17 protein-coding genes are annotated in these 24328 nt (G+C 38.5%); 5 read left to right on the top strand and 12 right to left on the bottom strand.

What is annotated here, in order from left to right:
• Positions 1 to 21: 21 nt before the first annotated feature.
• The gene (locus tag SOLCA_RS00600; protein ID WP_014678504.1) at positions 22 to 2664 is read left to right on the top strand and encodes a DUF5916 domain-containing protein; all 2643 of its coding nucleotides are present in this window, start codon (positions 22 to 24) and stop codon (positions 2662 to 2664) included.
• 96 nt (positions 2665 to 2760) lie between these two features.
• Here SOLCA_RS00600 and SOLCA_RS00595 read toward each other — a convergent pair whose 3' ends face one another.
• The 3 genes from SOLCA_RS00595 to SOLCA_RS00585 are packed head-to-tail and all read right to left on the bottom strand — an operon-like array spanning position 2761 to position 4728.
• The gene (locus SOLCA_RS00595; protein WP_014678503.1) at positions 2761 to 3483 is read right to left on the bottom strand and encodes an AAA family ATPase; all 723 of its coding nucleotides are present in this window, start codon (positions 3481 to 3483) and stop codon (positions 2761 to 2763) included.
• Between the two features lie 36 nt (positions 3484 to 3519).
• Entirely contained in the window at positions 3520 to 4251 is a 732-nt protein-coding gene (locus tag SOLCA_RS00590) for a YggS family pyridoxal phosphate-dependent enzyme (RefSeq protein ID WP_014678502.1), read from the bottom strand.
• Positions 4252 to 4278: 27 nt separating this feature from the next.
• On the bottom strand, positions 4279 to 4728 hold the full coding sequence (locus SOLCA_RS00585; protein WP_014678501.1) for a GNAT family N-acetyltransferase: 450 nt from the start codon (positions 4726 to 4728) through the stop codon (positions 4279 to 4281).
• Positions 4729 to 4815: 87 nt separating this feature from the next.
• Between SOLCA_RS00585 and pdxR the strand changes: the two genes are divergently transcribed.
• The gene (gene pdxR / locus SOLCA_RS00580; RefSeq protein WP_014678500.1) at positions 4816 to 6282 is read left to right on the top strand and encodes a MocR-like pyridoxine biosynthesis transcription factor PdxR; all 1467 of its coding nucleotides are present in this window, start codon (positions 4816 to 4818) and stop codon (positions 6280 to 6282) included.
• Between the two features lie 96 nt (positions 6283 to 6378).
• Here pdxR and bglX read toward each other — a convergent pair whose 3' ends face one another.
• The 4 genes from bglX to SOLCA_RS00560 form a co-directional block, all read right to left on the bottom strand.
• The gene (gene bglX, locus SOLCA_RS00575; RefSeq protein WP_014678499.1) at positions 6379 to 8694 is read right to left on the bottom strand and encodes a beta-glucosidase BglX; all 2316 of its coding nucleotides are present in this window, start codon (positions 8692 to 8694) and stop codon (positions 6379 to 6381) included.
• Between the two features lie 706 nt (positions 8695 to 9400).
• Complete coding sequence (locus SOLCA_RS00570) at positions 9401 to 10306, bottom strand: LamG-like jellyroll fold domain-containing protein (RefSeq protein ID WP_014678498.1); 906 nt, start codon at positions 10304 to 10306, stop codon at positions 9401 to 9403.
• A gap of 23 nt (positions 10307 to 10329) precedes the next feature.
• Positions 10330 to 11847 carry a RagB/SusD family nutrient uptake outer membrane protein gene (locus SOLCA_RS00565; protein ID WP_014678497.1) on the bottom strand — a complete coding sequence of 506 codons (1518 nt, stop codon included), beginning with the start codon at positions 11845 to 11847 and terminating at the stop codon, positions 10330 to 10332.
• Between the two features lie 22 nt (positions 11848 to 11869).
• Entirely contained in the window at positions 11870 to 14890 is a 3021-nt protein-coding gene (locus SOLCA_RS00560; protein ID WP_014678496.1) for a SusC/RagA family TonB-linked outer membrane protein, read from the bottom strand.
• Positions 14891 to 15260: 370 nt separating this feature from the next.
• Between SOLCA_RS00560 and SOLCA_RS00555 the strand changes: the two genes are divergently transcribed.
• The gene (locus SOLCA_RS00555) at positions 15261 to 15716 is read left to right on the top strand and encodes a DinB family protein (RefSeq protein WP_014678495.1); all 456 of its coding nucleotides are present in this window, start codon (positions 15261 to 15263) and stop codon (positions 15714 to 15716) included.
• Positions 15717 to 15840: 124 nt separating this feature from the next.
• Here SOLCA_RS00555 and SOLCA_RS00550 read toward each other — a convergent pair whose 3' ends face one another.
• Entirely contained in the window at positions 15841 to 16296 is a 456-nt protein-coding gene (locus SOLCA_RS00550; protein WP_014678494.1) for a potassium channel family protein, read from the bottom strand.
• A gap of 225 nt (positions 16297 to 16521) precedes the next feature.
• Between SOLCA_RS00550 and SOLCA_RS00545 the strand changes: the two genes are divergently transcribed.
• Positions 16522 to 17142 (top strand): GNAT family N-acetyltransferase, encoded by a 621-nt coding sequence (locus SOLCA_RS00545; protein WP_014678493.1) that lies wholly within the window; start codon positions 16522 to 16524, stop codon positions 17140 to 17142.
• Positions 17143 to 17229: 87 nt separating this feature from the next.
• On the opposite strand, the gene SOLCA_RS00540 is transcribed toward SOLCA_RS00545, so the two are convergent.
• On the bottom strand, positions 17230 to 18939 hold the full coding sequence (locus tag SOLCA_RS00540; protein ID WP_014678492.1) for a tetratricopeptide repeat protein: 1710 nt from the start codon (positions 18937 to 18939) through the stop codon (positions 17230 to 17232).
• Positions 18940 to 19451: 512 nt separating this feature from the next.
• On the opposite strand from SOLCA_RS00540, the gene SOLCA_RS00535 reads away from it, so the two are divergent.
• A complete protein-coding gene (locus tag SOLCA_RS00535) occupies positions 19452 to 20336 on the top strand; it encodes a dienelactone hydrolase family protein (protein WP_042479089.1) in 885 nt (294 codons plus the stop codon).
• A gap of 188 nt (positions 20337 to 20524) precedes the next feature.
• On the opposite strand, the gene SOLCA_RS00530 is transcribed toward SOLCA_RS00535, so the two are convergent.
• From SOLCA_RS00530 to SOLCA_RS00520, 3 genes are all read right to left on the bottom strand, one after another.
• The gene (locus SOLCA_RS00530; protein ID WP_014678490.1) at positions 20525 to 21493 is read right to left on the bottom strand and encodes a hypothetical protein; all 969 of its coding nucleotides are present in this window, start codon (positions 21491 to 21493) and stop codon (positions 20525 to 20527) included.
• Positions 21494 to 21616: 123 nt separating this feature from the next.
• Complete coding sequence (locus SOLCA_RS00525; protein ID WP_014678489.1) at positions 21617 to 23545, bottom strand: sensor histidine kinase; 1929 nt, start codon at positions 23543 to 23545, stop codon at positions 21617 to 21619.
• The gene (locus tag SOLCA_RS00520) at positions 23545 to 24294 is read right to left on the bottom strand and encodes a LytR/AlgR family response regulator transcription factor (RefSeq protein ID WP_014678488.1); all 750 of its coding nucleotides are present in this window, start codon (positions 24292 to 24294) and stop codon (positions 23545 to 23547) included. Before SOLCA_RS00520 ends, SOLCA_RS00525 begins: the two co-directional genes overlap by 1 nt.
• Positions 24295 to 24328: the final 34 nt, after the last annotated feature.

Genomic DNA, 24328 nt, shown 5'->3' with positions numbered 1-24328 from the left:
CCTTTTTGAATTGAGCCCGACATGAAATTGCTTTATACATTTCTGCTGCTATGCTTTATACATACCGCTATAGCTCAGCAAGCGCCACCTGTTCATAAGAAAAATTATACCACCAGAGCGTTGGGAAATACTCCTCCTCCGGTTATTGATGGCAGTTTAACAGACGAAGCCTGGAATATCGTTGAGTGGACCGGTGATTTTATTGAAAATCTGCCGGATGAGAACACTCCTCCCATTGAGCAAACCAAGTTTAAAGTAATTTATGATAACGAGTTTATTTATTTTGGCTTCAGGTGTTATGATAAAAACCCGAAAGAAATAGTAAAACGGTTATCTCGCAGGGATGGGTTTGAAGGAGATTGGATAGAAGTTAACATCAGCAGCCATAATGATAAGTTAACGGCCTTTTCATTCTCGGGCTCGGTTGCAGGCGTAAAAAGCGATGGCTTTATCTCCGAAAATGGCACTACATGGGAAGGTAACTGGAATCCGATTTGGTATTTAAAAACCCATATTGATGAAGAAGGCTGGACAGCAGAGTTTAAAATTCCGCTGAGTGAACTGCGATTTAGCAATACCCCCGACCAGGTTTGGGGTTTACAAGCGACCCGAAGATATTTCAGAACCGAAGAACGTTCGCTATGGCAACGAATTCCGTTGGATGCCCCCGGATGGGTGAGCGAGTTCGGAGAGTTGCGTGGCATCAAAGGAATTGTTCCTCAAAAAGAGATTGATGTACGGCCATTTCTTTTATCTAAAATGGAGACGTATCCGACTGAATCCGGCAATCCCTTTAAACCAGGCAGAAACTATAACCTTAATGCTGGAGTGGACGCCAAAGTTGGTGTTACCAATGATCTTACCTTAAATCTAACGCTAAACCCTGACTTTGGCCAGGTAGAGGCAGATCCGGCGACTATTGCATTGGATGGTTTTCAGGTGTTTTATCCAGAACAACGCCCATTCTTTATCGAAAGTAGAAATATTTTTAATTACACTTTTTCAGACAGCCAGGATAACCTGTTTTACTCACGTAGAATAGGTAGAAACCCTCAGGGTTGGGTAAACCCTGGGGATCATTCTTTTGTATCTATGCCAGACAACACAGCAATATTGGGAGCTGCTAAGTTTAGTGGAAAAACAAAATCAGGATGGTCTATTGGAGTGCTGGAAAGTGTAACTAATCGTGAATATGCTAAAGTCGAGGAATCCGGGCAGAAAAAGCAAGTGTTGGTTGAACCTCTTACCAATTATTTTGTAGGACGGGTACAAAAGGATTTTAATAACCGGAACAGTTACCTGGGCGGAATGATTACATCTACCATGAGAAACATTGAAGCATCGAACCTAGATTTTCTTCATACCTCTGCCCTTACTTCAGGCCTTGACTTTATGCATAACTGGAAAAACCGAAAGTACTTTTTCAGGGGAAATATAATAATGAGTTATGTGGAGGGCGGTAAACAAGCTATACTGGCAACGCAACAAAGCATGACTCATTTATTTCAGCGTGTAGATGCCCAAAATGTGAGTATTAATCCTGAACGAACTTCCTTAACCGGAACAGGTGGTAAACTTGAAATAGGGAAAGCAGGCGTAGGGAATTGGCGTTACAAGGGATCACTTACCTGGTTATCACCTGAACTGGAGTTAAATGATATTGGCTTTTTACGACAGACCAATGATATAAGGCAACAATTGGTCGTTTCCTATCAAACGTTAAAACCTTTTAGCCAATTCAGAAAAATTGAAGTTTACTTAGATCAGCTTTCCAATTCCGATTTTGATCGTAACTTAAATAAAATGCAATTTACAATTGGCTTGGATGCTGTTCTAAAGAATAACTGGACTACTTCCTTAATGACTGTTTATAAACCGATTAATTATTCCATTACAGTTTTGCAAGGAGGCCCAAGGTTCCGCTATTCTGAAGAGTTGTTCAAATCGATTAGCTTTACTTCCGATAGTCGAAGAAAGCTTAGATTTAACGGAGCTGTTTATAGTAATAGGGGCAAAAACAACTCATTATCATACAACGAGTTTAATTTAGGAGTGGTTTATCAGCCTGTAAATGCCTTTACTTTTTCAGTTAAACCTGCTTATGCCATTAATAAAAACAAGTTGCAATATGTTACGCAAACCAGGGTAACAGAAGCAACGAGTTATATTACTGCCAACCTGGAGCAACATACTTTAAGTGCTGCAATTCGTTTCGACTGTAATATCAATCCTGATCTTACCATTCAGTATTATGGCCAGCCATTTATCTCTCAAGGTAAATACTCATCATTCGGAAAGGTTATAAATCCAACGGCCTATCATTACGGTGATAGAATAAGTTTGTTTAATGACCTTCAATTGAATGCTGATGAATTGCAGAAGAGCTATTCAATTGATGAAGATGCCAACGGAACTACTGATTATACCGTTCAAAATCCAAATTTCTCATTTGCACAGTTTCGCTCCAATTTGGTTGTTCGTTGGGAATACATTCCGGGTTCTGAATTCTATTTAGTATGGTCGCAAGGGATAACTGCGAATGGAAGCCCTGGCAATAATTTATTTGATGAGCTGAACACACAACTGCTAAATGGAAAAACAGAAAATATCTTTTTGTTAAAAATGACTTATCGGTTAACAAAACACATAAGGCATAAGCAATAATCATCCTTCATTTACGCCCCAGTACAAAAGAGCTTATACAGATCGTATAAGCTCTTTTGTATTTCTTAAATGAGACCACTCATTTCACTACATTTATCAGTTTTCAACCACAACCCTACTTTCCAAGTCTTGAATAATCTTCCTTTTCAACGTTGTATGTATGTAATCTTTGGTTTCGGCATAAGAGATACCGTATTTTCGGGGTATACTTTGCAAATGAATTGGGAATGGCTCAAAAAGTTTATCGTAATAGGCATCCAATTCGTCCTTATTGGGCATTTCAAATTTTAATCGCAACTGAAATCTACGCAATAAAGCCGTGTCTAGAATGTCATAATGATTAGTGGCACAAATCAGCAAGCTACTGTTAGAGAAATAATCAATCTGTTGAATTATTGTATTTACCAAACGTCTCATCTCACCTACATCCTTATTATCATCGTCACCTCTCATTTTCCCAATCTGGTCAAACTCGTCTAAAAACAATACTGCTCTTTGTCTTGCTGCTGTTTCAAAAATGGCTTTAATATTTTTTGACGTTTCACCAATTCGTGCACTTACCAATGAACTTAAATCAACAATGATGATGTTTTTATTTAAAGCTGTGGCTATAGCTTTTGCCGTTGTCGTTTTACCACAACCTGAATAACCGTGCAACAGAATCTTATTATCTACTTGAAGATTATACTTCTTCAACTCTTCCTGGTAATGATGCTCTTTAATTACTTGTAATAAAGCTGCCTTGTTTTCTTCACTGAAAAACACATCATCCAGTGCTACTTTTTCTCTGTCGGTTATGGTTAATTCGTATATATCCATGCTAGCCTGTTTTAATCGATCCGGAAGACTGTGCTTTTACTCAGCTATATTTTCATTCCAAATCTCTTTTCCCAAAAATCGGTTGCCAAAGATAGCAGTTCCAACGCGAACAAGGTTAGTTCCTTCGGTAATGGCCATTTCAAGATCTTGTGACATACCCATGGAAAGTTTTAGATTTTCTATTCCTTCTATACCTTCGTGGAGAATCTTATCCCTTGTTTCCCGCAATAAAATTAGCGAAGGGCGCATTCTTTCCTTTTCTACATCTAGCAATCCAATAGTCATTAGTCCCCGGATAGTTAAGGTATCATAATTCTTGATTGTCCGAATAAAAGCAACAGCCTCATCAGGCAGGATTCCAAATTTACTTTGCTCGTAAGAAGTATTGACCTGCACAAACACCTCTGTACTTCTCCCCTCAACCTGCAGACGTCTATCCAATTCCTGAGCTACCTTCAGCCTATCCAACGATTGAATACAGGATGCAAATTTCAATACCTCTTTTATTTTATTTGTCTGCAAATGCCCAATAAAATGCCGCTCGATATTCAATCCTGTCAAGCCCTCATCTTTGGCGCTGAATTCCTGAACTTTATTTTCGCCAATGAGTTTTTCACCTGCTTCAATGGCAATTCTTATTTTTTCCGCAGGAACCGTTTTGGTTGCCAATAGCAGCTGTACATCATTTGTATCCCTTCCAGCTTGCTTACATGCATTTTTAATTCGGAGGTGAACCAATTCCAGATTGGCTACTATTGCTTCTTTCATTCTTGCTGTTGATTAGACAGGTACCTATTATTTTTTCCACCAATGGTAATAATTGTGTAAACCATCGTATTCAAAACCGCAGCGCGGATATAATTGATTACCCACATCATTCGTTTTCTCAGTTTCCAACATTAATCCACAGGCATCAGTTTCTTCGCACCATTGTTTGCTACGATCAATTAAAGCAACTGAAAGTCCATTGCCTCTGTAATCAGGGTGCACAAACAAATCACTGAGTAGCCATTGTTTCTGTAGTTTGGTGTAGTGAAATAATTTGTACAATTGAACAAACCCAACCGCTTTTCCATCAACTATTGCCAGAAAAATATCCGACTCATTGTTCTGAAACCTGTCCTTCAAAAATGCTTTTCCCCGCTTTACATCCGATTCCTGGCGATAGAAAATTCGATAAAGGTTGAATAGTTCGGCGGTTTCATTCAGATCCAACAAGCTCGCTTTTTTGATTTTGTAATCCATTGTTTAACTAATTTTTTAATGACAGCAAAACTAATTTGAATAAGGACTACCTTTACCACCCAGTTTAAACTTAACTAGTAGTCCAGTATGTTTCCGTTTGACACACTTATTTCCATTAATAAAGCCAACAACACTCCGATTTACAGGCAAATTACTATTGCAATCATCAATGCAATCAGTAATGGAGTCTTAAAACCCGGAACAATTTTACCAGGAACACGTGAGTTATCGAAACTATTAGGTGTACACCGGAAAACGGTAATTGCTGCCTATGAAGAACTAAATTCACAAGACTGGATTACCATCATCCCTCAAAAACATGCCTTTGTAGCTGAGAACATTCCGCATCTAAAGCCAAAAAAATGGAATAAAAACACTCCTCCACCGAGCTATAACAACCCATTTCCCATTCGTTTTAAAACAGTAGAAAACATTGTAAAAAAAGAGCATGATCATCCTATTCCTCAACTCGTTATTGATGATGGCCGACCAGATATCAGGATTTCACCCATTGATTCATTGCTAAAAACCTACCGTACACTTACATCCCGTAAACACACCTCCAACAAGGCAGAACAAGAAGCTAGTCAAGGTACGATCAACTTGCGGCAAGAATTGGTCAGATACTTGTCAGAAACCAGGGGATTAACTATTTCAGTTGATAATTTATTGATTACCCATGGTGCACAAATGAGTATTTATGTAGCTGCTCATCTTCTATCTGATCCCAAAACCACCGTACTTGTTGGCAAACCGAACTACACAATGGCCAATAAGATTTTTGAGCAATTGGGAGTTAACCTAATAGAGGTGAGTGTGGATGAAAACGGATTGAATATGGACGAAGTGGAGGCCATTTGCACCCAGAAGAAAATCGGTTTAATATATATCATTCCCCATCATCATTATCCTACCACCGTTACTTTGAGTTCGGAAAGAAGAATAAAATTACTGGAACTCTCTAAGCAGTTTTCATTTGCCATTATTGAAGATGATTACGATTACGATTATCACTATGCCTCATCACCTTACCTGCCTTTAGCAAGCGGCAATCACCATGGGAATGTTATTTATGTGGGCTCGTTTTCAAAAGTATTAGACCCCTCTGTACGAATTGGTTTTATGGTGGCTCCTGCCAATTTTATTGAACAAGCCACACTGTTTAGAAAGACGGTTGATGTTGGCGGAGACAGCTATATGCAAGATGCATTGGCGGCATTAATTAAAGATGGGGAACTAAAACGGCATCTAAAAAAAGCGCGAAAAATTTATCACCAACGCAGAGATTTTTTAGACCATTTATTAAAGGAAAAACTAAGCGACTACATTACCTACACCCTGCCACCAGGAGGAATGGCAATTTGGCTGAAACTCAATAAAAATAGTGAGGTTACCAAACTTTACGAATTAACACGAAGGGACCGTCTACTGATTTCTAATATTAATGAAAAACAAAATGCTTTGCGATTCGGATTTGCTTCATTAAACGAAAAAGAATTGACTGAAGCTGTTGAGATTATAGAAAAGTGCTTAAAATTAATCACTGCCGACTAAATTCTCAAAACAGCATTTGCAATTGCTTATTAGCATAAAAGAAGAGCTTATACTCGCTGTACAAACTCTTCTTTAACCTCTAATTAAATATTTCCACTATGGATTCAATTGACTTTGCTTGATCAAGGTGAATCCTAATCTTTTCGCATCTCTTGAATTAGGTCCTATAAACAAATTAAAATCGCCTGCTTCCGAAACATGCTCCAGATTGGCATTATAGAACCGCAGATCTTCCTCTGAAATCACGAACTCAACCACTTTACTTTCTCCCTTCTTCAAACTGATCTGTTTAAAACCCTTAAGAGTTTTTACCGGAGGAGCTACCGAGGCAATAACATCCTGAATATACAATTGGACCGTTTCAACACCATCATAATTTCCTGTATTTGTAATAGTTACTTTCGCTGTTATTGTTTCACCGGGCTTTATGGTGTCTTGATCAATTGTTACATCACCGTACTGAAAGGTGGTGTAACTTAAACCATATCCAAAAGGATACATTGGTGCATTATCGGGCATATCCAAATACTTTGACGTAAAACGATTGCGGTCGTCATACGGGCGTCCGGTATTTTTATGATTGTAATACATCGGAACTTGTCCGACATTTTTAGGAAACGTTACCGTTATTTTGCCAGACGGATTATAGTCTCCAAACAACACATCAGCAATTGCATTTCCAGCCTGATGTCCGGGTGCCCATACATCCAAAATGGCGTTCAAATGTTCATTTTCCCATGATAATGTTAAAGGACGACCGTTAAACAACACCATCACCACCGGCTTTCCTGTTTGTACGAGTGCTTTTAACAGTTCTTTTTGACTTTCAGGAATATTTATATCGGTTCGGCTGGCAGCTTCACCACTCATATCTGCAGCTTCTCCAACAGCTACAATAATAACATCAGACTGTTGTGCGATGGATAATGCTTCATCCAGCAACTCTTTTGATGAGCGTTTATCAATATCTATCTCAACGCCAAAGGTATTAACCCGACGAGCAAAAGCACTGTCATCACTAATGTTTGCCCCCTTTGCATACAAAACCTTTGCATGAGTACCTACTGCATTCATCAATCCCTCCTTTACAGAAACCGATGTTTTCCAGTTTCCGGATACAGCCCAGGTGCCTAGCATATTGCGCTTACTATCAGCTAAAGGGCCAATCAATGCGATAGTTCCTGTTTTTTTCAGCGGCAAAACCTGTTTTTCATTTTTCAATAATACAAAAGAACGTGTAGCAGCCTCACGAGAAAAACTGAGCGATTGTGTAGTTAAAATTTCTGTGGCTGCCCGTTTTTCGTTAATGAATTTATACGGATCAGAAAATAAACCTAATTTATACTTGGCTTCCAAAATCCGACGACAAGCCAAGTTGATATCGGTCTCCGATACTTTACCTTCCTGTAATGATTTTTGCAAAGTAGATAAATACCCTTCACCAACCATATCCATATCTAAACCTGCTTTTATGGCCAAGGCCGACACCTCCTGCAAATTTCCCATACCATGCTCCATCATTTCATTTACAGACGTATAATCGGAAACTACCATACCGTTAAACCCCCATTGTTTACGCAAAAGATCGGTTAACAACCATTGGTTTCCGGTTGCCGGAACACCTTCAACCTCATTAAATGACGACATTACGCTACCTACCCCTGCTTCAACTGCCGCTTTGTATGGAGGCAAATAGAACTCATACATTTTTTGGCGGCTCATATCAACACTATTGTAATCTCTACCTGCTTCTGCTGCACCATACAATGCAAAATGCTTAACACAAGCCATCAAATTTGTAGCCGATGAGTAGGTATTATCACCTTGATACCCCTTTACCATGGCCTTTGCAATCAATGAACCCAGGTAAGGATCCTCCCCCGAACCTTCGGCAATACGCCCCCAGCGAGGATCTCTGGCAACATCCACCATTGGTGAAAAAACCCAGTTTAAGCCATCTGCAGTGGCCTCCTTAGCTGCAATCTGTGCACTTTTTTCAATCAATTCAATATTCCAGGAAGCTGCCAACCCCAAAGGAATCGGAAACGTAGTTTTGTGTCCATGGATAACATCAGAACCAAAAATCATTGGAATTTTTAAGCGCGATTTATTCACCGCTAACTCCTGGGCTTTCCGGATTTTCTCGGGACCAATAATGCCAAACATGCCGCCTACACTCCCATTCATAATCTTCTTCTCAACACTCTGGCTAACAACAGCGCCTGTTAAAATACCGCCACCTGGTGTTACCAGATTAAGCTGTCCAATTTTTTCTTCCAATGTCATTTTCGACATTAGGTCATTTACAAAAGCATCCATCTCCCCAGATGTATGCTGCATCTTTTTTTGTTGAGCTACCGAAACCGATGCAAGGCAACTCAACCCAACCAGTAATCCTAAAGCTTTTTTCATATAATGTTTTTAATTAATGTTCAGTATCTATTACCTCATTATTGAGAGTCTAATTCTTATTTAATACAGCAACCTGCTGAAACTGATTTTGCACTGCTTAAGCTAACTTATAGGCAAAGGGTTCCATTAATGCTCAATACGAGCACTAAAACCTTTTTCATGTTTTTATTAAATACTTTTTGTTGAAAAGATGTGATTACAGGATGTCGAATCCTGATTTTTTTAATCCATTTTTTAACTTTATAACATCCCTCATCTAAGTAGCAGGAATAAATCCTCCTTCTTTCAAATCGTTATATTTTTTCGTTCGTTTCTAACAATCTACTATTGGTACTGAATTTATCATGCTCCTGAAATGGCCATTGTATACTCAACTGCTTATCCTACTGTACTATACTTAACGATTTTATATTTTTATCAGCCAACTGTTAGGCTTTCAAGGGCACGCGCTGTAATCCCGGCACAGAAAGAGTACCTTTAGCAGGCCAATCCCAAACGTGCAGAAACAACAAATTATTTTCTTATTGATCAGCTTGAAAAACAATTGATTTTCATTCGTGAGATGTAACACCATTAATAACCCTTTCTTAAGGACAATAATTATAAAATATACACAACGATTACTACGGCAATCATTTTCACATCAATTAAAATAAATTACACACAGTTGCCGTAAAACAGCAACTGTGTGTTTGGTTTAGGGGTATTATTTATTAGCAACACCCAAGTTAAAGAGGGTTTTGATATGAGCATCATCTACCACTGCATTATAGACTCTTATTTCATCAATTTTACCAGTCATTGGGGCAAATTCAGTATTTGCATTTACCTCTTTGCCTGGTATACTGTTGTAATTGGAACCTATAATTACTTCATTTTGTTCCCATGATTTAAAATAGTTAGTTCCCCTGTTTTGATAATCAGTAGTACCTATTTTAACTCCATCAGCCCAAATTTGGATATTATTGGCGGCGGCATCATAGGTGATCACCAAATGTGTCCATTTGTCAGCTCCCAGTTTTGGTGATTTATACGAACTCAGCCAAGGAGCATTAAGGTTATCTTGCGTATTACCATTCAAATCAGTATAAACTGCCTTAACTATTAAATTATCCAAATCAGTTGCCGGTTTGGAGTTAGTTTCAAGAACAAGGTTTACATTACCCTGATAAATACCCGGTCTTGATATGGTAAATGGTAAGGTTTTTTTTGAGCCATTGTTCAACACCTGTACCCATGCACTTACGGTAAAGCTTTTTAATGCTTCCGTTTTAAAATTTGCAAACTGGGAGCCATAATATATCCAACCAGCATTAAGACTCAAGGCTTTTCCTCTTACACCGTTAGGAACAAGTGCATCATTGGCAGAGGAGGTTGGTGCAATACCACTTATTTTTTCATTTTTTGTATCATCAAAGCTCCAGTAAGCCACCAGGTTTTTCTCATACACCTCATCGGAGCTGCCATATCCATCAACCTTACCTACATAATCCTCCGGTGAAACCTCAGGTAATCCATTAGGATTATCATCTTTTTTACATGATGACAAAGTTGTTGCAGCCAATGCTAAACATAGCATCCATCTGTTTGTATATAATTGTGATAATTTCATTTTCCTTTACTATATAACTATAATTAATAACCAGGATTTTGGGTAAGTACACCCTTACTAATATCGATCTGTGTTTGTGGTATTGGTAAAAGATTGTCGCGATTGTTGTTAAAGTTTTTACCAGCAGCCTGAAGCGTTGAAGCAGCAATGCCCCAGCGTACCAAATCAAAGAAACGATCGTGTTCCATACCCAGCTCAACTCTTCTTTCCTGACGAATGGCTGTTCGCAACTCCATCTGATCGGTAGTGGTAACTTGTGGTAAAATGCCATTATTACCGTTTCTGGCCCTGGCACGAACCATCTCTAATTTCTCCAGTGCTTCTGTGGTTTTTCCTAGTTCATTAGCTGCCTCAGCATACATTAATACTACATCGGCAAAACGTAAAACACGTACATTCATCCACCAGCCAAACCGATTTCCAATAGCGGCTCTAATAGACGGATTAGAATATACTTTATGGTTATAGCGAGGATTCGGAAGACCAGAAGGTACTTGTTCCCCATAAACTGAGGTCCCCCCCGAATATAAAATAGTCCTTTCTTTGCGAGGGTCATTTGCTTCATAAGCAGCTTCCAAATTTGTGCTTGGCACATTAAAGCCCCAGCCTAAATCCCACGAACCTGTCCCCCTTACTCCTTGCACATTGGCGTATTGCACACCATAGATAGTCGGATTGGTCGGGTTGGCGGTTGCCTGAATCTCAAAAACAGACTCCCGGCTATTCTCACCGCTCTCGCTAAAGATCTTGTCATAGGGTGTAGACAGATCATATTGGTTGGAGTTGATCACTATTTCGGCAGTATTCATCGCCGGAGCCCATTTTTTCTGGGTTAAATACACTTTGGCTAACAAACCATTGGCAGCTCCCCGAGTAGCACGACCAATAAATTTAGCATCCCAGCTAAATGGCAAATTGGCTGCTGCAAACTGCAAATCACTTTCAATGAGTGCATATATAGCCGCAGGTTCACTTTGCTGAATATTATTAGCTGACCCACCCGATGAAACCTTATCGATAATAGGCACTCTTCCGAATAGACGCACCATCATAAAATAAGCGTACCCTCGTAGAAACCTTGCCTCTGCTTCAGCCTGAAGCTTTACAGCCGAAGCTACTTCCTTATTTTCATCAGTTGAAATCTGATTTAATACAATGTTGCAGTTATTGATCACATTGTAATGACCAACCCATAAACCGTTCGCCAAATCATTACTCGGCAATATGGTAAAATTGTCCATTTGCAATACAGACGGACCGTCGGCCGGCGTGCTTCCTTTATCTGCATCATCACTTCTTACGCTAACAGCCGCCATAAACGGAAACACGGAAATATTCCATTCTCTTAAGCTACCATAAGCTGAGTTTATATACTGATCATACGGGCCTCCGCCATTAGGATAAGGGAAATTTCCTGAGGTATAACTTCCTTGGGGAACGCGATCTAAAAAATCGCTTGAACAAGCTCCCAGTAAAGAAACAAAAGCAACCATCAAAAAAACTGCACTGTTTCTTTTATATGTTTTGTTGAATAAGTTCATTTTATAATAATTGATCAATAAATTAAAAAGTCACATTAACACCCAAAGAGTAGATTGCCGGTAAAGGATAGGTACCATTATCGGCACCTCCACCTAACACATCACTAATTGGTGCTTCAGGTGTGTAACCTGTGGTTTTACTCCAGGTTTTTATATTCTGGCCACTTACAAATACTCTCAATCTTTGAAGTCCTATTCTGCTTAATTTTTCAGGGCCCAGCGTGTAACCTATCTGCAGGGTGCGCAAGCGTAAATAATCACCGGATTCTAAATAATAAGTGCTCGGCAGGTAATTATTAGCCCTGGTATTATCCAGGATAGGCTCAACATTGCTGGTGCCCGGACCGTTCCATGCATTTAACCTGTTGCTTTCGTAATTCAGTACTGCAAAGGTTGAAGTACGGCGTTGCGTATATACTTTATTGCCTGCAACTCCCTGCCCTTCAATCATGGCATCAAAGTTCTTGTAGGAACAAGAGAGGTTAAGACCGTAATTCATTGTAGGGAATGGAGTGCCTAAATAGGTTCTGTCTTTATTGGTAATTACCCCATCGCCATTAATATCTTCATAAGCAATGTCACCTGGTTGTGAATTTTGCATATGCGGCATTTTGGCCAGATCGGCAGCCGTTTGGTAAATACCCACCTGTTTATATCCATAGAAATAACCAACAGACCTTCCGGTTTCAGTTAAATTAATCCCTCCGTTACCAATCAACTGGAAATTAATATCGTTACCAATTGACTCCACTTCGTTTTTGTTATAACTAAAATTAGGGTTAATGCTATAGGTAAAATCACTGCCGATTTTATCTTCCCATGACAGGCTGATCTCCACTCCTCTGTTGTCAATGCTTCCAAGGTTAGTAAAATAGGACTGGGTAGAGTTGGGTAATGTAATATAAGTTAAAAGATCACTGGTTTTCCGGTCATATAAGGTAACCTCAGCACTTAACCTGTTACTTAACGTACGTAAATCCACCCCTATATCAATACCACGTACCTTTTCCCAATGCAGGTTAGGATCAGGAATATAAGACGGAGCCACCGAAGTGTACACATGATCACCAAACACTCCTACACCTGCATTCGTAAGACCAGGAAGGTAAGCAAAAGCAGGAGCACTCATTGCATTACCTACAGTACCCCATGATGCCCGAAACTTTAAGAAATCAATACCTTTAAGTTTCTTCAAGAAACCCTCTTCCGAAGCAACCCAGCCTAATCCCAAACTACCGAAATTACCCCATCTGTTCTCAGGAGCAAACTTCGACGCGCCATCTCTACGGTAACTTACGTTAACCAGGTATTTATCTTTATAAGAGTAACTTACTCTGCCTAATAATGACATATAAGCTTCTACTCCTCCACCACCACCATAACTTCCAGGATTGGCAGCATTAACAGCACCAACGTACCAGAAATCGCGTTCACGTGGAACACTTAAGGTTGTATCGCTACGATTTCCCCAAACGTCATCTCGGCTGATGTTAAGTGTTGAAAAACCAGCCAAGGCTGTTAGCTTATGTGAATTATCAAGGGTGGTATTATAGGATAAAGTATGGTCTTGCTGAAACTTTCTATATTCAGCCTTGCTTTGATTTACACCGGTTCTTACCGATTGATCAAAAGTGGTCGTAGTTGCATTGGAGTTTTCCCCTAAGTTTATATACTGATAAGGCAACGGACTGTAGCCCCGACTACTGTTAAAGCCTAAATCGGTATTTACCGAAGATTTCCACGTGAATTTCTCCAGGAACTTGATTTCTCCAAACAAGTTACCTATAGCACGATACCCATTATTTATGTTATTATCAGTTCCACCGTTTAAGCGAGCCAGAGGATTTCCTACCTGGGCCCTTTGGAAAGATGGCATACTGTAGTACGTATTTTCATCTTCCTGAGCTGGCACGATTGGAGCGGCCCATAAGGCATTGTTGATATCAGCTGCCGGAGCGCTCTGATTCCAATAGAACCCTGTTATATCTCCCCCTATTTTTAGATTTCTATTGAGTTTAATTTCCTCATTAAGACGAACATTGTATTTCTGATAGTTATTATATTTTAATACACCATTTTGTGTACTATAACCAAGATTTAAATAGGTGGTGGTTTTTTCCCCATTATTTGAAAAACTTAGGCTATTGGTATTAATCAGCGCATCCTGGAAAATCATATCCTGCCATTTGGTGTCTGCGCTATAATTGGTGTAGTCGAAAGGAGCTGCACCCAAATTAACCAATTGGGCTGTGTATAGCTTTTTAAAACCTGCCGCATCAGTAATGCCAATCTTATTGGTAAGACGCTGCATACCCACAGTTGAATGAAAGGTTACACGAGTTTCGCCGTTAGGAGCTCTTTTAGTAGTTACAATAATAACGCCGTTACCTCCCTGTAATCCAAAGATGGCAATAGATGATGGGTCACGTAAAACTTCGATGGTTTCAATATCAGCAGGGTTCAGGTAATCAATATTGGATTGAAATACCCCGTCTACCACATATAGTGGGTCCGAGTTTCCTGTACTGTTTACTCCACGGATACGAACCGTTGGAGAGGCTCCGGCACTACCATTGTTGACGATGGTTAAACCGGCTACTTTACCTTGCAGTGAGGATATAGGGTTAGTCAAGGGCTGTTTGGCTATTTCCGATCCCTTTATTGAAGTTATTGACCCGGTTAAATCCCTTTTCTTTTGGGTACCATAACCCACTACCACCACTTGATTTAAGACCGTTTGAACTTCGTTCAATTGAATATTAACAACGGTTTGTTGCTTAATGGTAACCTCTTTAGTTTGGAAACCAAGAAACGAAAACACAAGTGTTTTCCCTTCTTCTACTTCAATTGAATAATCTCCGTCAACAGTAGTTTGTGTTCCCCGGGATGTTCCCTTCACAGTAACACTTACTGCAGGTAAGCCAATACCTATTTCGTCAGTTACCCTCCCTTTTACCTTAACTACACTTTGTGCAGTTACCGTATTAAGAAAAATGAAACAGAGGAATATTCCAGCTAAAAAGTTGGTAAATAATCTTCTCATAATTGCGATAATTTGGTTGAAAAAAATTTGATTGAGCCGCTAATATGAATGAAGATTTGTTTGATGCATAAAAAAAACCCTTCTACATCAGTACATCATTTGCCATCTTTTTCAGCCGTTTTGAGTGGAGATTAGCACAGAAAAACTGACTTTAAATAGCAAAAAATGAATTATTAGTAAATTGGATGATCATTGAATAATTGGTAGTTGAACGATAAGTATATGTGAGGTGATGATGTAGTAATTAGCGCTAACTTGATTCTTAAATGCAATTGCCTTACTTTAGTCTCACTAGCAATTAAGCGCATTTCTTTCATGCCCGAAAGAATGACTTTGTACATTACCACACATAAAAAAAGAAACACACAACATGAATTCCACCTTCAAAATTTGGAAAACAAGCAGAAACCTGTATTTGGATTTTTTTGAGAAATACACCCTTGATCAGCTAAATAAAATTCCGGAAGGATTTAATAATAATCTGATTTGGAATATTGGCCATGTAATAGTTGCCCAGCAATCGTTGATCTATAAATTATCAGGTTTGGAGGGATACATTTCTGATGAATTAATTAACCTTTATAAATCGGGAACAAAACCTACCGGACAGACCACCGAAAGTGAAGTAAAGGAATTGAAAGAACTCCTAATTTCGCTAATTGAAAAAACAGAAACGGACTTTGCCAATGCTAAATTTGTCACATTTAATGAGCGACTTACAGGCACTGGATTTCATTTAACTACCTTAAAAGACGCTTTTGACTTTAACAATTATCACGAAGGCCTTCATTTAGGGTATATGATGAACATCCGGAAATTTGTTTAGCTTAATCCTATAGAGCAAAACTGTTACTACAAAAAGAGCTTCTACGATCGGTAGAAGCTCTTTTTGTTTCATATCAGATTATCAACCCTGATAAATTTGAATTAACTTTTAGTACTCGCCATTTTTAATCCTGATCGTTAGTATTTCTTGTTTTATTTATTATCATCATTCGCTGTGCTACTGCATAAAACATTGCTGTCGACCAACCAAACAAAAGTATTCCATTCATCGCTTCAAAACCACTCATAACCCTCCAAATGGCAGGAAGTGTTATATCTCCATACCCTACAGTTGTGTAAGTAATCATCGAAAAATAGATCGCCTCTTCCCATGTACCCAATTGAGAAAGCTCCGGTATTACAAAATAAACCGCTGCCCATAGTGCAATCTCCATATAGTGTAACAGCATCAGAATGATTGCGGTAAGCGAGAGTATTCTCATGAATTTAGCAAACCTGATCGTCTGATTCTGCGTATTATACTTTCGCAAGAAATAACTCAACCACAATGAGGTGCCTACCCCATGAATAAAAATAGTTGCTGCAATTATTGCAAGACTGATGAGAACTTGGATAAACATTCAGCTACGAATTGCTAAGGATAAAGTGTTACAACATTTTCCGATAAATGTTTCTATTATAAATTACTCATTTTTTCAGAATTATAATAATATTTTCCTTTGAGTAAAACTCCCGTTTGAGGTGTTATGTTCTTTTATGCTTAATAAAAAAGATGAGCATTTTGAATAACAAACAATTGCCAATATTTTAGTGTTAGCGATAAACCCTAAATAAACTGCACAACTATGAACGAACAATGGATAAATCATCCAACCATATTAAAAGGAAATACCGTTGACTTAATTCCATTAGAAAAAGAACACTTTGAAAAGTTATTTACCGCGGCTTCGGATAAAAAACTATGGGAACTGATCCCTACAGACTGCTCTCAGAAGGACATTTTTGAAGCTGCCTATTCTTTTTCATTAACAGAAAGAGACAAGGGCAGGCAATATCCTTTTATAATTTATCATAAAGAGACAGGTGAGTTTATCGGATCGACCAGATTCTTTGAAATCTTTCCCCTTGATAAGAAACTAGAAATTGGCTGGACTTGGTTAATAACTAGGTATTGGGGAACGACTATAAATTTAGAATGTAAATTATTATTACTGACCCATTGTTTTGAAGTGCTGAAAACAAGACGAGTGCAGTTGAAAACGGATGCCACTAATTTACGCTCGCGAAAAGCTATTGAAAAAATTGGCGGACAATTTGAAGGTATTCTAAGGAAAGACAGGATTAAATCAAATGGTGATTCAAGAAATGCAGCCTATTACAGCATTTTAGACGATGAATGGGAAGTAGTAAGGCAAAAAATTAATGATCAACTTGCCAATAAAGAGGAATCCTCTAATAAAAAGTAATGAAGTATTGGGCCTAATAAAGTGATATTTCGCCCAAATTTAGCACTCAAGCAGAAAGCATAATTTCCTGAACAATAAATAAAAGAGCTAAAGACCCGCAACATCCATCCTATTTAAATACAATTTGGCACCATCCAGTTCCCGTCTTTTCGAATCAGTAGCATTAGCAATGTTGGTCAATTGCTGGTAATAATATTTTGCTTTTTCTGGATTATTTGATTTTTCGGCTGCTAGTCCTGCTCCGTACAAACCATTAAATCTGTTATGATGTCTTTTTAAATCGGCTTCATAAGCTTTTAAAGCTTCTTGCGGTTTATTCATTTGTAACAACATATCCCCCAGTAATTCTCGAGCCGGCAACACTTCTCCGGGAGTAACCGGGTGTTTTTCCGTGCCATCTTCCATATCGGCGGCTGTGTACATCTGTGCTAAAGCTTCGGGTAATTTTGACTGTTTAAATAACAGCCATGCTTCTGCAGTTTTTACCTGTATCAGCACTTCATTTGCCTTGTATGCATCTTTTTGAGCCACCAGCGTATCATAACAATTTCTCAGGTTTTTCAACTCCGTTTCGGCAGTAGTAAAATTGTCCGTATGAACGGAACCAAGCACCCGGGTAAAGTGAACAATTGCTTTTTGCCACGGATATTCGTCCCAATGAAGATTAGGATGAAGTGTTTTGAGGCTGGCCGCTTCTACCCACATTTTGTTTTCCAATAAATAACGCGATGGAATGGAAGCAAATGCATACGCCACCTTAAAATTAACCGGATGAACTTCATTCATTGTTTTAAGGTAATTCCATTGTTTCATTGCCAGTTCATTTTGCCCTTTCTGAAGGTAAGCATACACGAGATAATCAAGTCCGTGAAGCTCCTCATCCCAATGTCCTTTTATTCCGGTTTGCTCTGCATAACATTGAGCAGAAGAAACAGATGCAAGATTGGAACGGATGCTTTCATCCCAAAGTCCTAACCGGGTAAAAATATGCGAAGGCATGTGTAGGGCATGTGCCGAGGAAGGCGCAATAGCTGCATATTTTCGAGCTGCAGGCAATGCAAGTTCAGCCAATTCAGGTGAATCAAAAGCGTGGATAATGTAATGTACCACACCAGGATGATTGGGTTCATTTGCATAAAGTGCATTTAAAAGTGCTCCCGCTTGTTTTTGATTTTTGAATGATTTATCAGCAGGATCGGCTGCTGCCGTTAGCGCTAATGCATAAAATAAGGCTGCCTCTTTATCTTCCGGAAATTCTTTATAGAGCTTTTCCATTGCTTTTTCATAACGGATGGCACGCGTACGATGATCTGCTTTATCCCAATCCTTATAGAACATAGCGATGGCATTAATATAATCGGCTTCTCTTTTAGATTTTTGTTGAATTGATTGTGCGATGGCAACAGCTTTGGCACCTTTCTGTAGTTCGGTTTCGGAAGGAGGAGCCCACAGCGGATGATAATTACTCATAGCGACTCCCCAATAGGCCATAGCACAATCGGGTGTTTTATCGATAACTTTTGCAAAGGCCTTCTCGGCTTCATCGTATTCAAAAGAATGAAGGAGCGCCATCGCAAGATCAAACTCGACTTGTGTTTTATCAGAACAGGATGTTATAAAACCTACAGCCCCAAATTGCTTATCGGCCGGACCGCAAATTGGTATTTTACCTCGCTTAAGGTTCATTGCATTTATTGCTGCATCTGTAGGTGCTTTATTTTTTTTATAACATGCGACGAGTGCCAGCAAATAAAGGCTGAACAATGACAAGGTTACTATTTGCATTACTTTTTTCATCGCCTGGTTTTTAGCATGACCATAATTTCATAACATCAACAACTACAATCTATTACATGTCTCCTAAATTCATTGAATCCAATTTTAAGAGATATTCACTTTCGCCGCCTTCAGCGGGACTTACTTTTTTTCTTCAGCAAAAAAAAGTAAGCAAAAAATGCCGTCGCTTCGTATAGTTCTCCCGCAGTTGGTGCAAATACATAAATCATCTCTTCCGAACTATACAAGGCGATTTTTGCTTTTATGATAATTTATGCTTTACATTCACAAATGTGAAATCATTTGCACAACAGTTTATACTAATTTAATGCTTTTCATCGAGAGCATTCATGGTTTAGAAAGTTAATTTTATTTATAAAGCGTTTCTAAATTTAAATCAAACATTTGATTAACAAGTGTTTAAAAACCATTTTTTTACTTAATGACATTACACCTTTATTCTTCTTACTAATTTAATGACAACTGAGAATGCATCATTTGTTTATATTTAGAAAAACGTAGGAATGACTAACATGAATGGAATCAAAAAAGAAGACATCAAACAAGAAGTTTTTGATCTTTATGATGATTACGCACACAACCGGGTTAACAGGCGCGAGTTTATTCAAAAGCTCTCTGCTTATGCAGTCGGCGGTATTACGGTAGCGTCGCTCATGAGTTTCATTATGCCTGATTATAGTGCCATTCAAATTCAACCGGATGATCCTCGATTAACATCAGAATATATAACGTATCAGTCTCCCAAAGGAGGAGGTGCAATCAAAGCCCTATTATCAAAACCTACGGATGCGAAAAGCAAGTTGGGAGGTGTTATTGTTGTTCATGAAAATCGGGGATTAAATCCATATATTGAGGATGTGGCAAGAAGAGCCGCGCTGGCAGGATTTATTTCGATTGCTCCTGATGCGTTAACTCCATTGGGTGGCTACCCAGGCAATGACGATAAAGGTCGGGAACTACAAAGTAAACGCGACAGGAATGAAATGCTGGAAGATTTTATTGCCGCATTTGATTATTTGAAAAATCACCCCGACTGTAATGGAAAAATTGGCGTTGTTGGTTTTTGTTTTGGTGGATGGATTTCAAATATGATGGCAGTACGCATCCCTGATTTGGCTGCGGCCGTACCTTTTTATGGAGGTCAGCCGCAAACGGAAGACGTTCCAAAAATAAAGGCTCCCCTTCTCTTACACTATGCGGAATTGGATACACGTGTTAACGAAGGTTGGCCAGCCTATGAAAAAGCATTAAAAGAGAATAACAAAGAGTACACGGTTTACATGTATGCGAACGCAAACCACGGCTTTCATAACGATACAACACCTCGATATGATAAAGATGCAGCAGCGCTAGCGTGGCAACGTACCATTGATTTTTTTAACAAGAAACTCAAATAAGAATAATGCGGATTGATTCTTCATCGGAAGGTGCGATTTAAAACAACTCAAAAAAAGTCTAATAGTGCAATAAACACAGTTCAATGAATATGTAAAATCAAATCTCACAATGCATTAATATTAGTTAAAGCTTGATTTATTTTTAAATCGTATAATGCATTTAGTTATTCACAAAGCTTCTCAATATTTTATTCTTCGCCAGCACATTTAGCTATAAAAAGACTTTTTTCTATTATTTTAAATGGTATTAAAGCGATGGTTGCCGGCAGTATTTTGTCATACTTGTACAGCACTCCTATGCTATGATAGGCGTCTTCTTTGAGTTCAGGATGAAGCTCCTCTCCTTCTACATAATTGAATTTTGAGATAAAAGCATTCTTGGCGGTATCAAAAGAAAAATTATCTTCGATGCTCATTGCGGTCTCATCAAAAACATTGTATGAAGGATTACAATACACACTATTTATATCCCCCTCTTGCTTAGCCATTTCCTTAATTTCTCTCATTTCCTTCTTTAATCGCTCATCCATCGGTAGTTTATGGAAAACATTAGAACCGTTTAGGATAATTTTACCTGAAACCTGTGCAATAGTGAAAATCATCTCATCATAGTATTGCCCGGGATCGTGATAAACAGCAATGAAATCATTATGCTGACCTAAAGGGAATGTATAGGTATTTCTACGGTTATAGTCAATATGAGCCTCAGAAATTACATCGACAAAAGAAATGCGTGATGTATTCTCTTTAAATTGATAGACGTAAGGATTGTCAAAGCAATTCGGATTCTTGTTAAACACCCTTTGCATCGAATCCGAACCAGCTTTGCCTAAAAAGGTATCTTCCTCCGAAAAACCTTTAAACATAATTTTAAAACCTTCCTTTATAGTTGGATTATACCTGCCCAACAACTCAAAACAATGTGTTGGATTTTTAGGCGTTACCACAATTCGGCCCTTTTCCATACTCCAAAAGCCTTTGATAAATGTAGCATAAGCAATGATGCAAAAGGTATTATCTTCTTCTAAAAGCAAGTGTGTTCCTCCCGAAGCTCGATAGTATCCTAAATAGGGTTTTATATTTTTCTGTGCACTGACATTAAAGGGTATCGTCAACAGTACGACGAACGCGTAATACAAAAGATTTCTATTGAACATGCTGGGGTCAAAATTTAATCATTGATACAAACCTCAAAAAAATCCCCTGCGAATTTTAGTCGATCTAAATTCGCAGGGGATTACCGGTTATTCGCCGGAAATTAGTTTATATCTGTATAAAGGCTAAAGATTTTTGACTGGAAGTGTAAGTAACACACTGGTGCCACCCTTGTTTGAATCTATTTCCACATTGGCCCTCATTTTGTTTTCCTTCGCTAAAATCTCCAGACGTTCCTTGGCAATTGTGCCTGATAGCGATTTATGATTAGCTTTTTCATTCGGGGTTGTTCCTATACCTTTTCCATTATCAACGATCTTTACCAATAATTGACGTTCATTAAGCTGAATTTCCAGCAATATCTGACCTTTGTTAACCTGATTAGCCATCCCATGAATAATGGCATTTTCAACAAATGGTTGAATTAGCATCGGCGGAACCAATAGTGCCGACAGATCTGTTTCTGGTGTCAGTATCTTGTAGCTGAAGGAGTATTCGAAGCGCATCTGTTGTAAACTCAGGTAATTTTCTATGGCATCCAACTCTTCATCAAGCGGAACATAGTTTTGTCTGCTGAGTTCTAAGCTGCTTCGAAGTAATTTACTAAACTGACTAAGGTATTTTATGGATTTATCCTTTTCATCAAATCGTATAAAACTTTGCAACGCTGATAAGGTATTAAAAATAAAATGCGGCTCCATTTGTGTTCTTAACAATTGCTGTTGCAGTAATATTTTTTCTTTCTCCTGCTTTTGCCTTTTTTGCCGCTGAATAAAATAAAACAATAGTGCCCACGAAATAGCCAGTAGCGCCAGCAATCCGATGATCAATAACAGCAATTTATTGTTTTCAAGTCGCTGTGTGGTATAATTTATGGTTCGGTTAAGGGTATTGATCGAACGATCTTTCGACTGCAACTGATAAATGGTAGCCATCTCTTCGGTAGCCTGAATGCCCGAATTTTTGAGTATATTATCTTTCAGTTCCGATAGTTCTTCTGCTTCTTTCTGGGCATAATGAACATTGCCAATGGCAAAATAATAATTCATTTTGGCTCGCTTATTCAAGCTTTTCTCATAAAAGGAAAGTGCTTGGCCATTATCACACTCCAGCTTATCCGCCTCCTTTATTAAGTTTATCGCTTCGGGAAACTGTTTAGTTTGAACATACAGATCGATCAGGTTGGCCAAAGTGATGTATACATTCCTTATACGGTTTGGTTTTCCGGGGTTATCCGATAAACTTTCTGTATCATACTCCTTAACCAATTTATAATAATGTATGGACTGATTATATTGATTGGCCATTAAATAATAATAGGCTGTATGCTCATTGGTAAAACGTAACTGCATGGGATCTTCAGTTCTTTCTGCAATAACCCTCAGTTGTTTCAGATAGAAAAGCAAAGAATCCGCATTATAAGTTCCACTTTCAGTATAAGCCGTAAACAACTGCGAGTAAGCCCTGAAATAATGCATATCAATCCCATCCGGCATTGTTTTTAAAATTTTCAGTGCGAGCTTATTTTGCTGAATAGCTTTGGGATGCTGGCTTATTTTATTGTTATCCTGGGCAGCATTAAGAAGGCAGATCACTTTTGACACCGGCTTGCTTTGAAGCGAATCATCGTTCATTATTATAGCAGCTGATTTATTAAAATAATAAACCGCCTGATAGAACTTGCCTTCAGCTTCTGCAATCATTCCTGCACCATTATAAATCGTAAACTTCAGCTCATCAAATTCCTTTTCCCTTTCGATCAAATCTAAAGCTACATTGATATGGTATTTGGCCTTTCCGGCGTTTGATCTTGCCAGGCTTTTAGATAACTGATAGTGAATATAGGCTAAACTTGGATTGCTTTCAGAAAAGTTCTTTTGTTTAAGTTGGCTTGTCCAAAAAGCAGGTTTGTCGATTTGTTTATTTTGATCGAGGCTATCGTTGATAGTTGCTAATTTTTTCAGCAGTTCTTTAGGTGTAGCGACTGATTTATCAGTTTGAGGCCGACAAGAAGCCATTAGTACCAGCAACAAAAACACAAATGGTCTGCTCATTATTTCAAGGGACTTAATTGTTCTAAAATAAAGTCTTTCCTACGTGTAGCTACCGGAATTTCCGAAAGGTCTTTCATCACCAAAACTCCTATTCGCATGTATTTATCAATAAAGTTTTTGTTCACGATATAAGATTGATGTGTTCGGATAAAGTAATCATCTGGCAGGAGCTCTTCATAATATTTTAATGGTTTAGATGCAGTTACCTTTTTGTTGTTTTCAAGATGTATCTGCGTGTAAGAACCGTCGCCAGAGAGATAGACTATTTCATTTAAGCGGATCATCTGCAGACAATCCAATGAAGTAATACAGATATTCGAATTCATATCAACTGACTTAGTCGAGCCATATTCCTTTAAAACATTGATCTGATGCCGATAATCGGACTGTTCAATTTTATTCAGCTTTTGAATAGCCAGCGAAAACTCTTCATTATCGATCGGTTTTAACAAATAATCCAATGCACCATATTTAATGGCTTTTATGGCAAAATGATTAAAAGCTGTGATGAAAATGATATGAAAATCGGGTTCTTCCAGTTGACTTAAGATATCGAATGCTGTGCCGTCGGCTAATTGAATATCCATCAACACTAAGTCGGGCTTAGTGTTTTTTATGATTTGGAGCGCATTCGCTACAGAAGTGGCGATTGCCTCCAGTTTTAACGTTTTTTCTTGAGAGACCAACCATTCTAACTCTTTTCTGATAGCCGGTTCATCTTCTATGATTACTGTTTTTATGTGGAGCATGCAAGGAAATATCAGTCGCCAAAATTAAACTTTT

This window comes from Solitalea canadensis DSM 3403 (genome assembly GCF_000242635.2).
In the GTDB taxonomy this organism is placed as follows: domain Bacteria; phylum Bacteroidota; class Bacteroidia; order Sphingobacteriales; family Sphingobacteriaceae; genus Solitalea; species Solitalea canadensis.
The sequence above is the reverse complement of the archived record's forward strand: the minus strand, read 5'-3'. Positions and strand labels throughout refer to the sequence as shown.

Bases quoted from the DNA above. Each gene is read 5' to 3' on its own strand.
- SOLCA_RS00600 (WP_014678504.1), top strand. From the start codon at position 22: ATGAAATTGCTTTATACATTTCTGCTGCTATGCTTTATACATACCGCT.
- SOLCA_RS00595 (WP_014678503.1), bottom strand. From the start codon at position 3,483: ATGGATATATACGAATTAACCATAACCGACAGAGAAAAAGTAGCACTG.
- SOLCA_RS00590 (WP_014678502.1), bottom strand. From the start codon at position 4,251: ATGAAAGAAGCAATAGTAGCCAATCTGGAATTGGTTCACCTCCGAATT.
- SOLCA_RS00585 (WP_014678501.1), bottom strand. From the start codon at position 4,728: ATGGATTACAAAATCAAAAAAGCGAGCTTGTTGGATCTGAATGAAACC.
- pdxR (WP_014678500.1), top strand. From the start codon at position 4,816: ATGTTTCCGTTTGACACACTTATTTCCATTAATAAAGCCAACAACACT.
- bglX (WP_014678499.1), bottom strand. From the start codon at position 8,694: ATGAAAAAAGCTTTAGGATTACTGGTTGGGTTGAGTTGCCTTGCATCG.
- SOLCA_RS00570 (WP_014678498.1), bottom strand. From the start codon at position 10,306: ATGAAATTATCACAATTATATACAAACAGATGGATGCTATGTTTAGCA.
- SOLCA_RS00565 (WP_014678497.1), bottom strand. From the start codon at position 11,847: ATGAACTTATTCAACAAAACATATAAAAGAAACAGTGCAGTTTTTTTG.
- SOLCA_RS00560 (WP_014678496.1), bottom strand. From the start codon at position 14,890: ATGAGAAGATTATTTACCAACTTTTTAGCTGGAATATTCCTCTGTTTC.
- SOLCA_RS00555 (WP_014678495.1), top strand. From the start codon at position 15,261: ATGAATTCCACCTTCAAAATTTGGAAAACAAGCAGAAACCTGTATTTG.
- SOLCA_RS00550 (WP_014678494.1), bottom strand. From the start codon at position 16,296: ATGTTTATCCAAGTTCTCATCAGTCTTGCAATAATTGCAGCAACTATT.
- SOLCA_RS00545 (WP_014678493.1), top strand. From the start codon at position 16,522: ATGAACGAACAATGGATAAATCATCCAACCATATTAAAAGGAAATACC.
- SOLCA_RS00540 (WP_014678492.1), bottom strand. From the start codon at position 18,939: ATGAAAAAAGTAATGCAAATAGTAACCTTGTCATTGTTCAGCCTTTAT.
- SOLCA_RS00535 (WP_042479089.1), top strand. From the start codon at position 19,452: ATGAATGGAATCAAAAAAGAAGACATCAAACAAGAAGTTTTTGATCTT.
- SOLCA_RS00530 (WP_014678490.1), bottom strand. From the start codon at position 21,493: ATGTTCAATAGAAATCTTTTGTATTACGCGTTCGTCGTACTGTTGACG.
- SOLCA_RS00525 (WP_014678489.1), bottom strand. From the start codon at position 23,545: ATGAGCAGACCATTTGTGTTTTTGTTGCTGGTACTAATGGCTTCTTGT.
- SOLCA_RS00520 (WP_014678488.1), bottom strand. From the start codon at position 24,294: ATGCTCCACATAAAAACAGTAATCATAGAAGATGAACCGGCTATCAGA.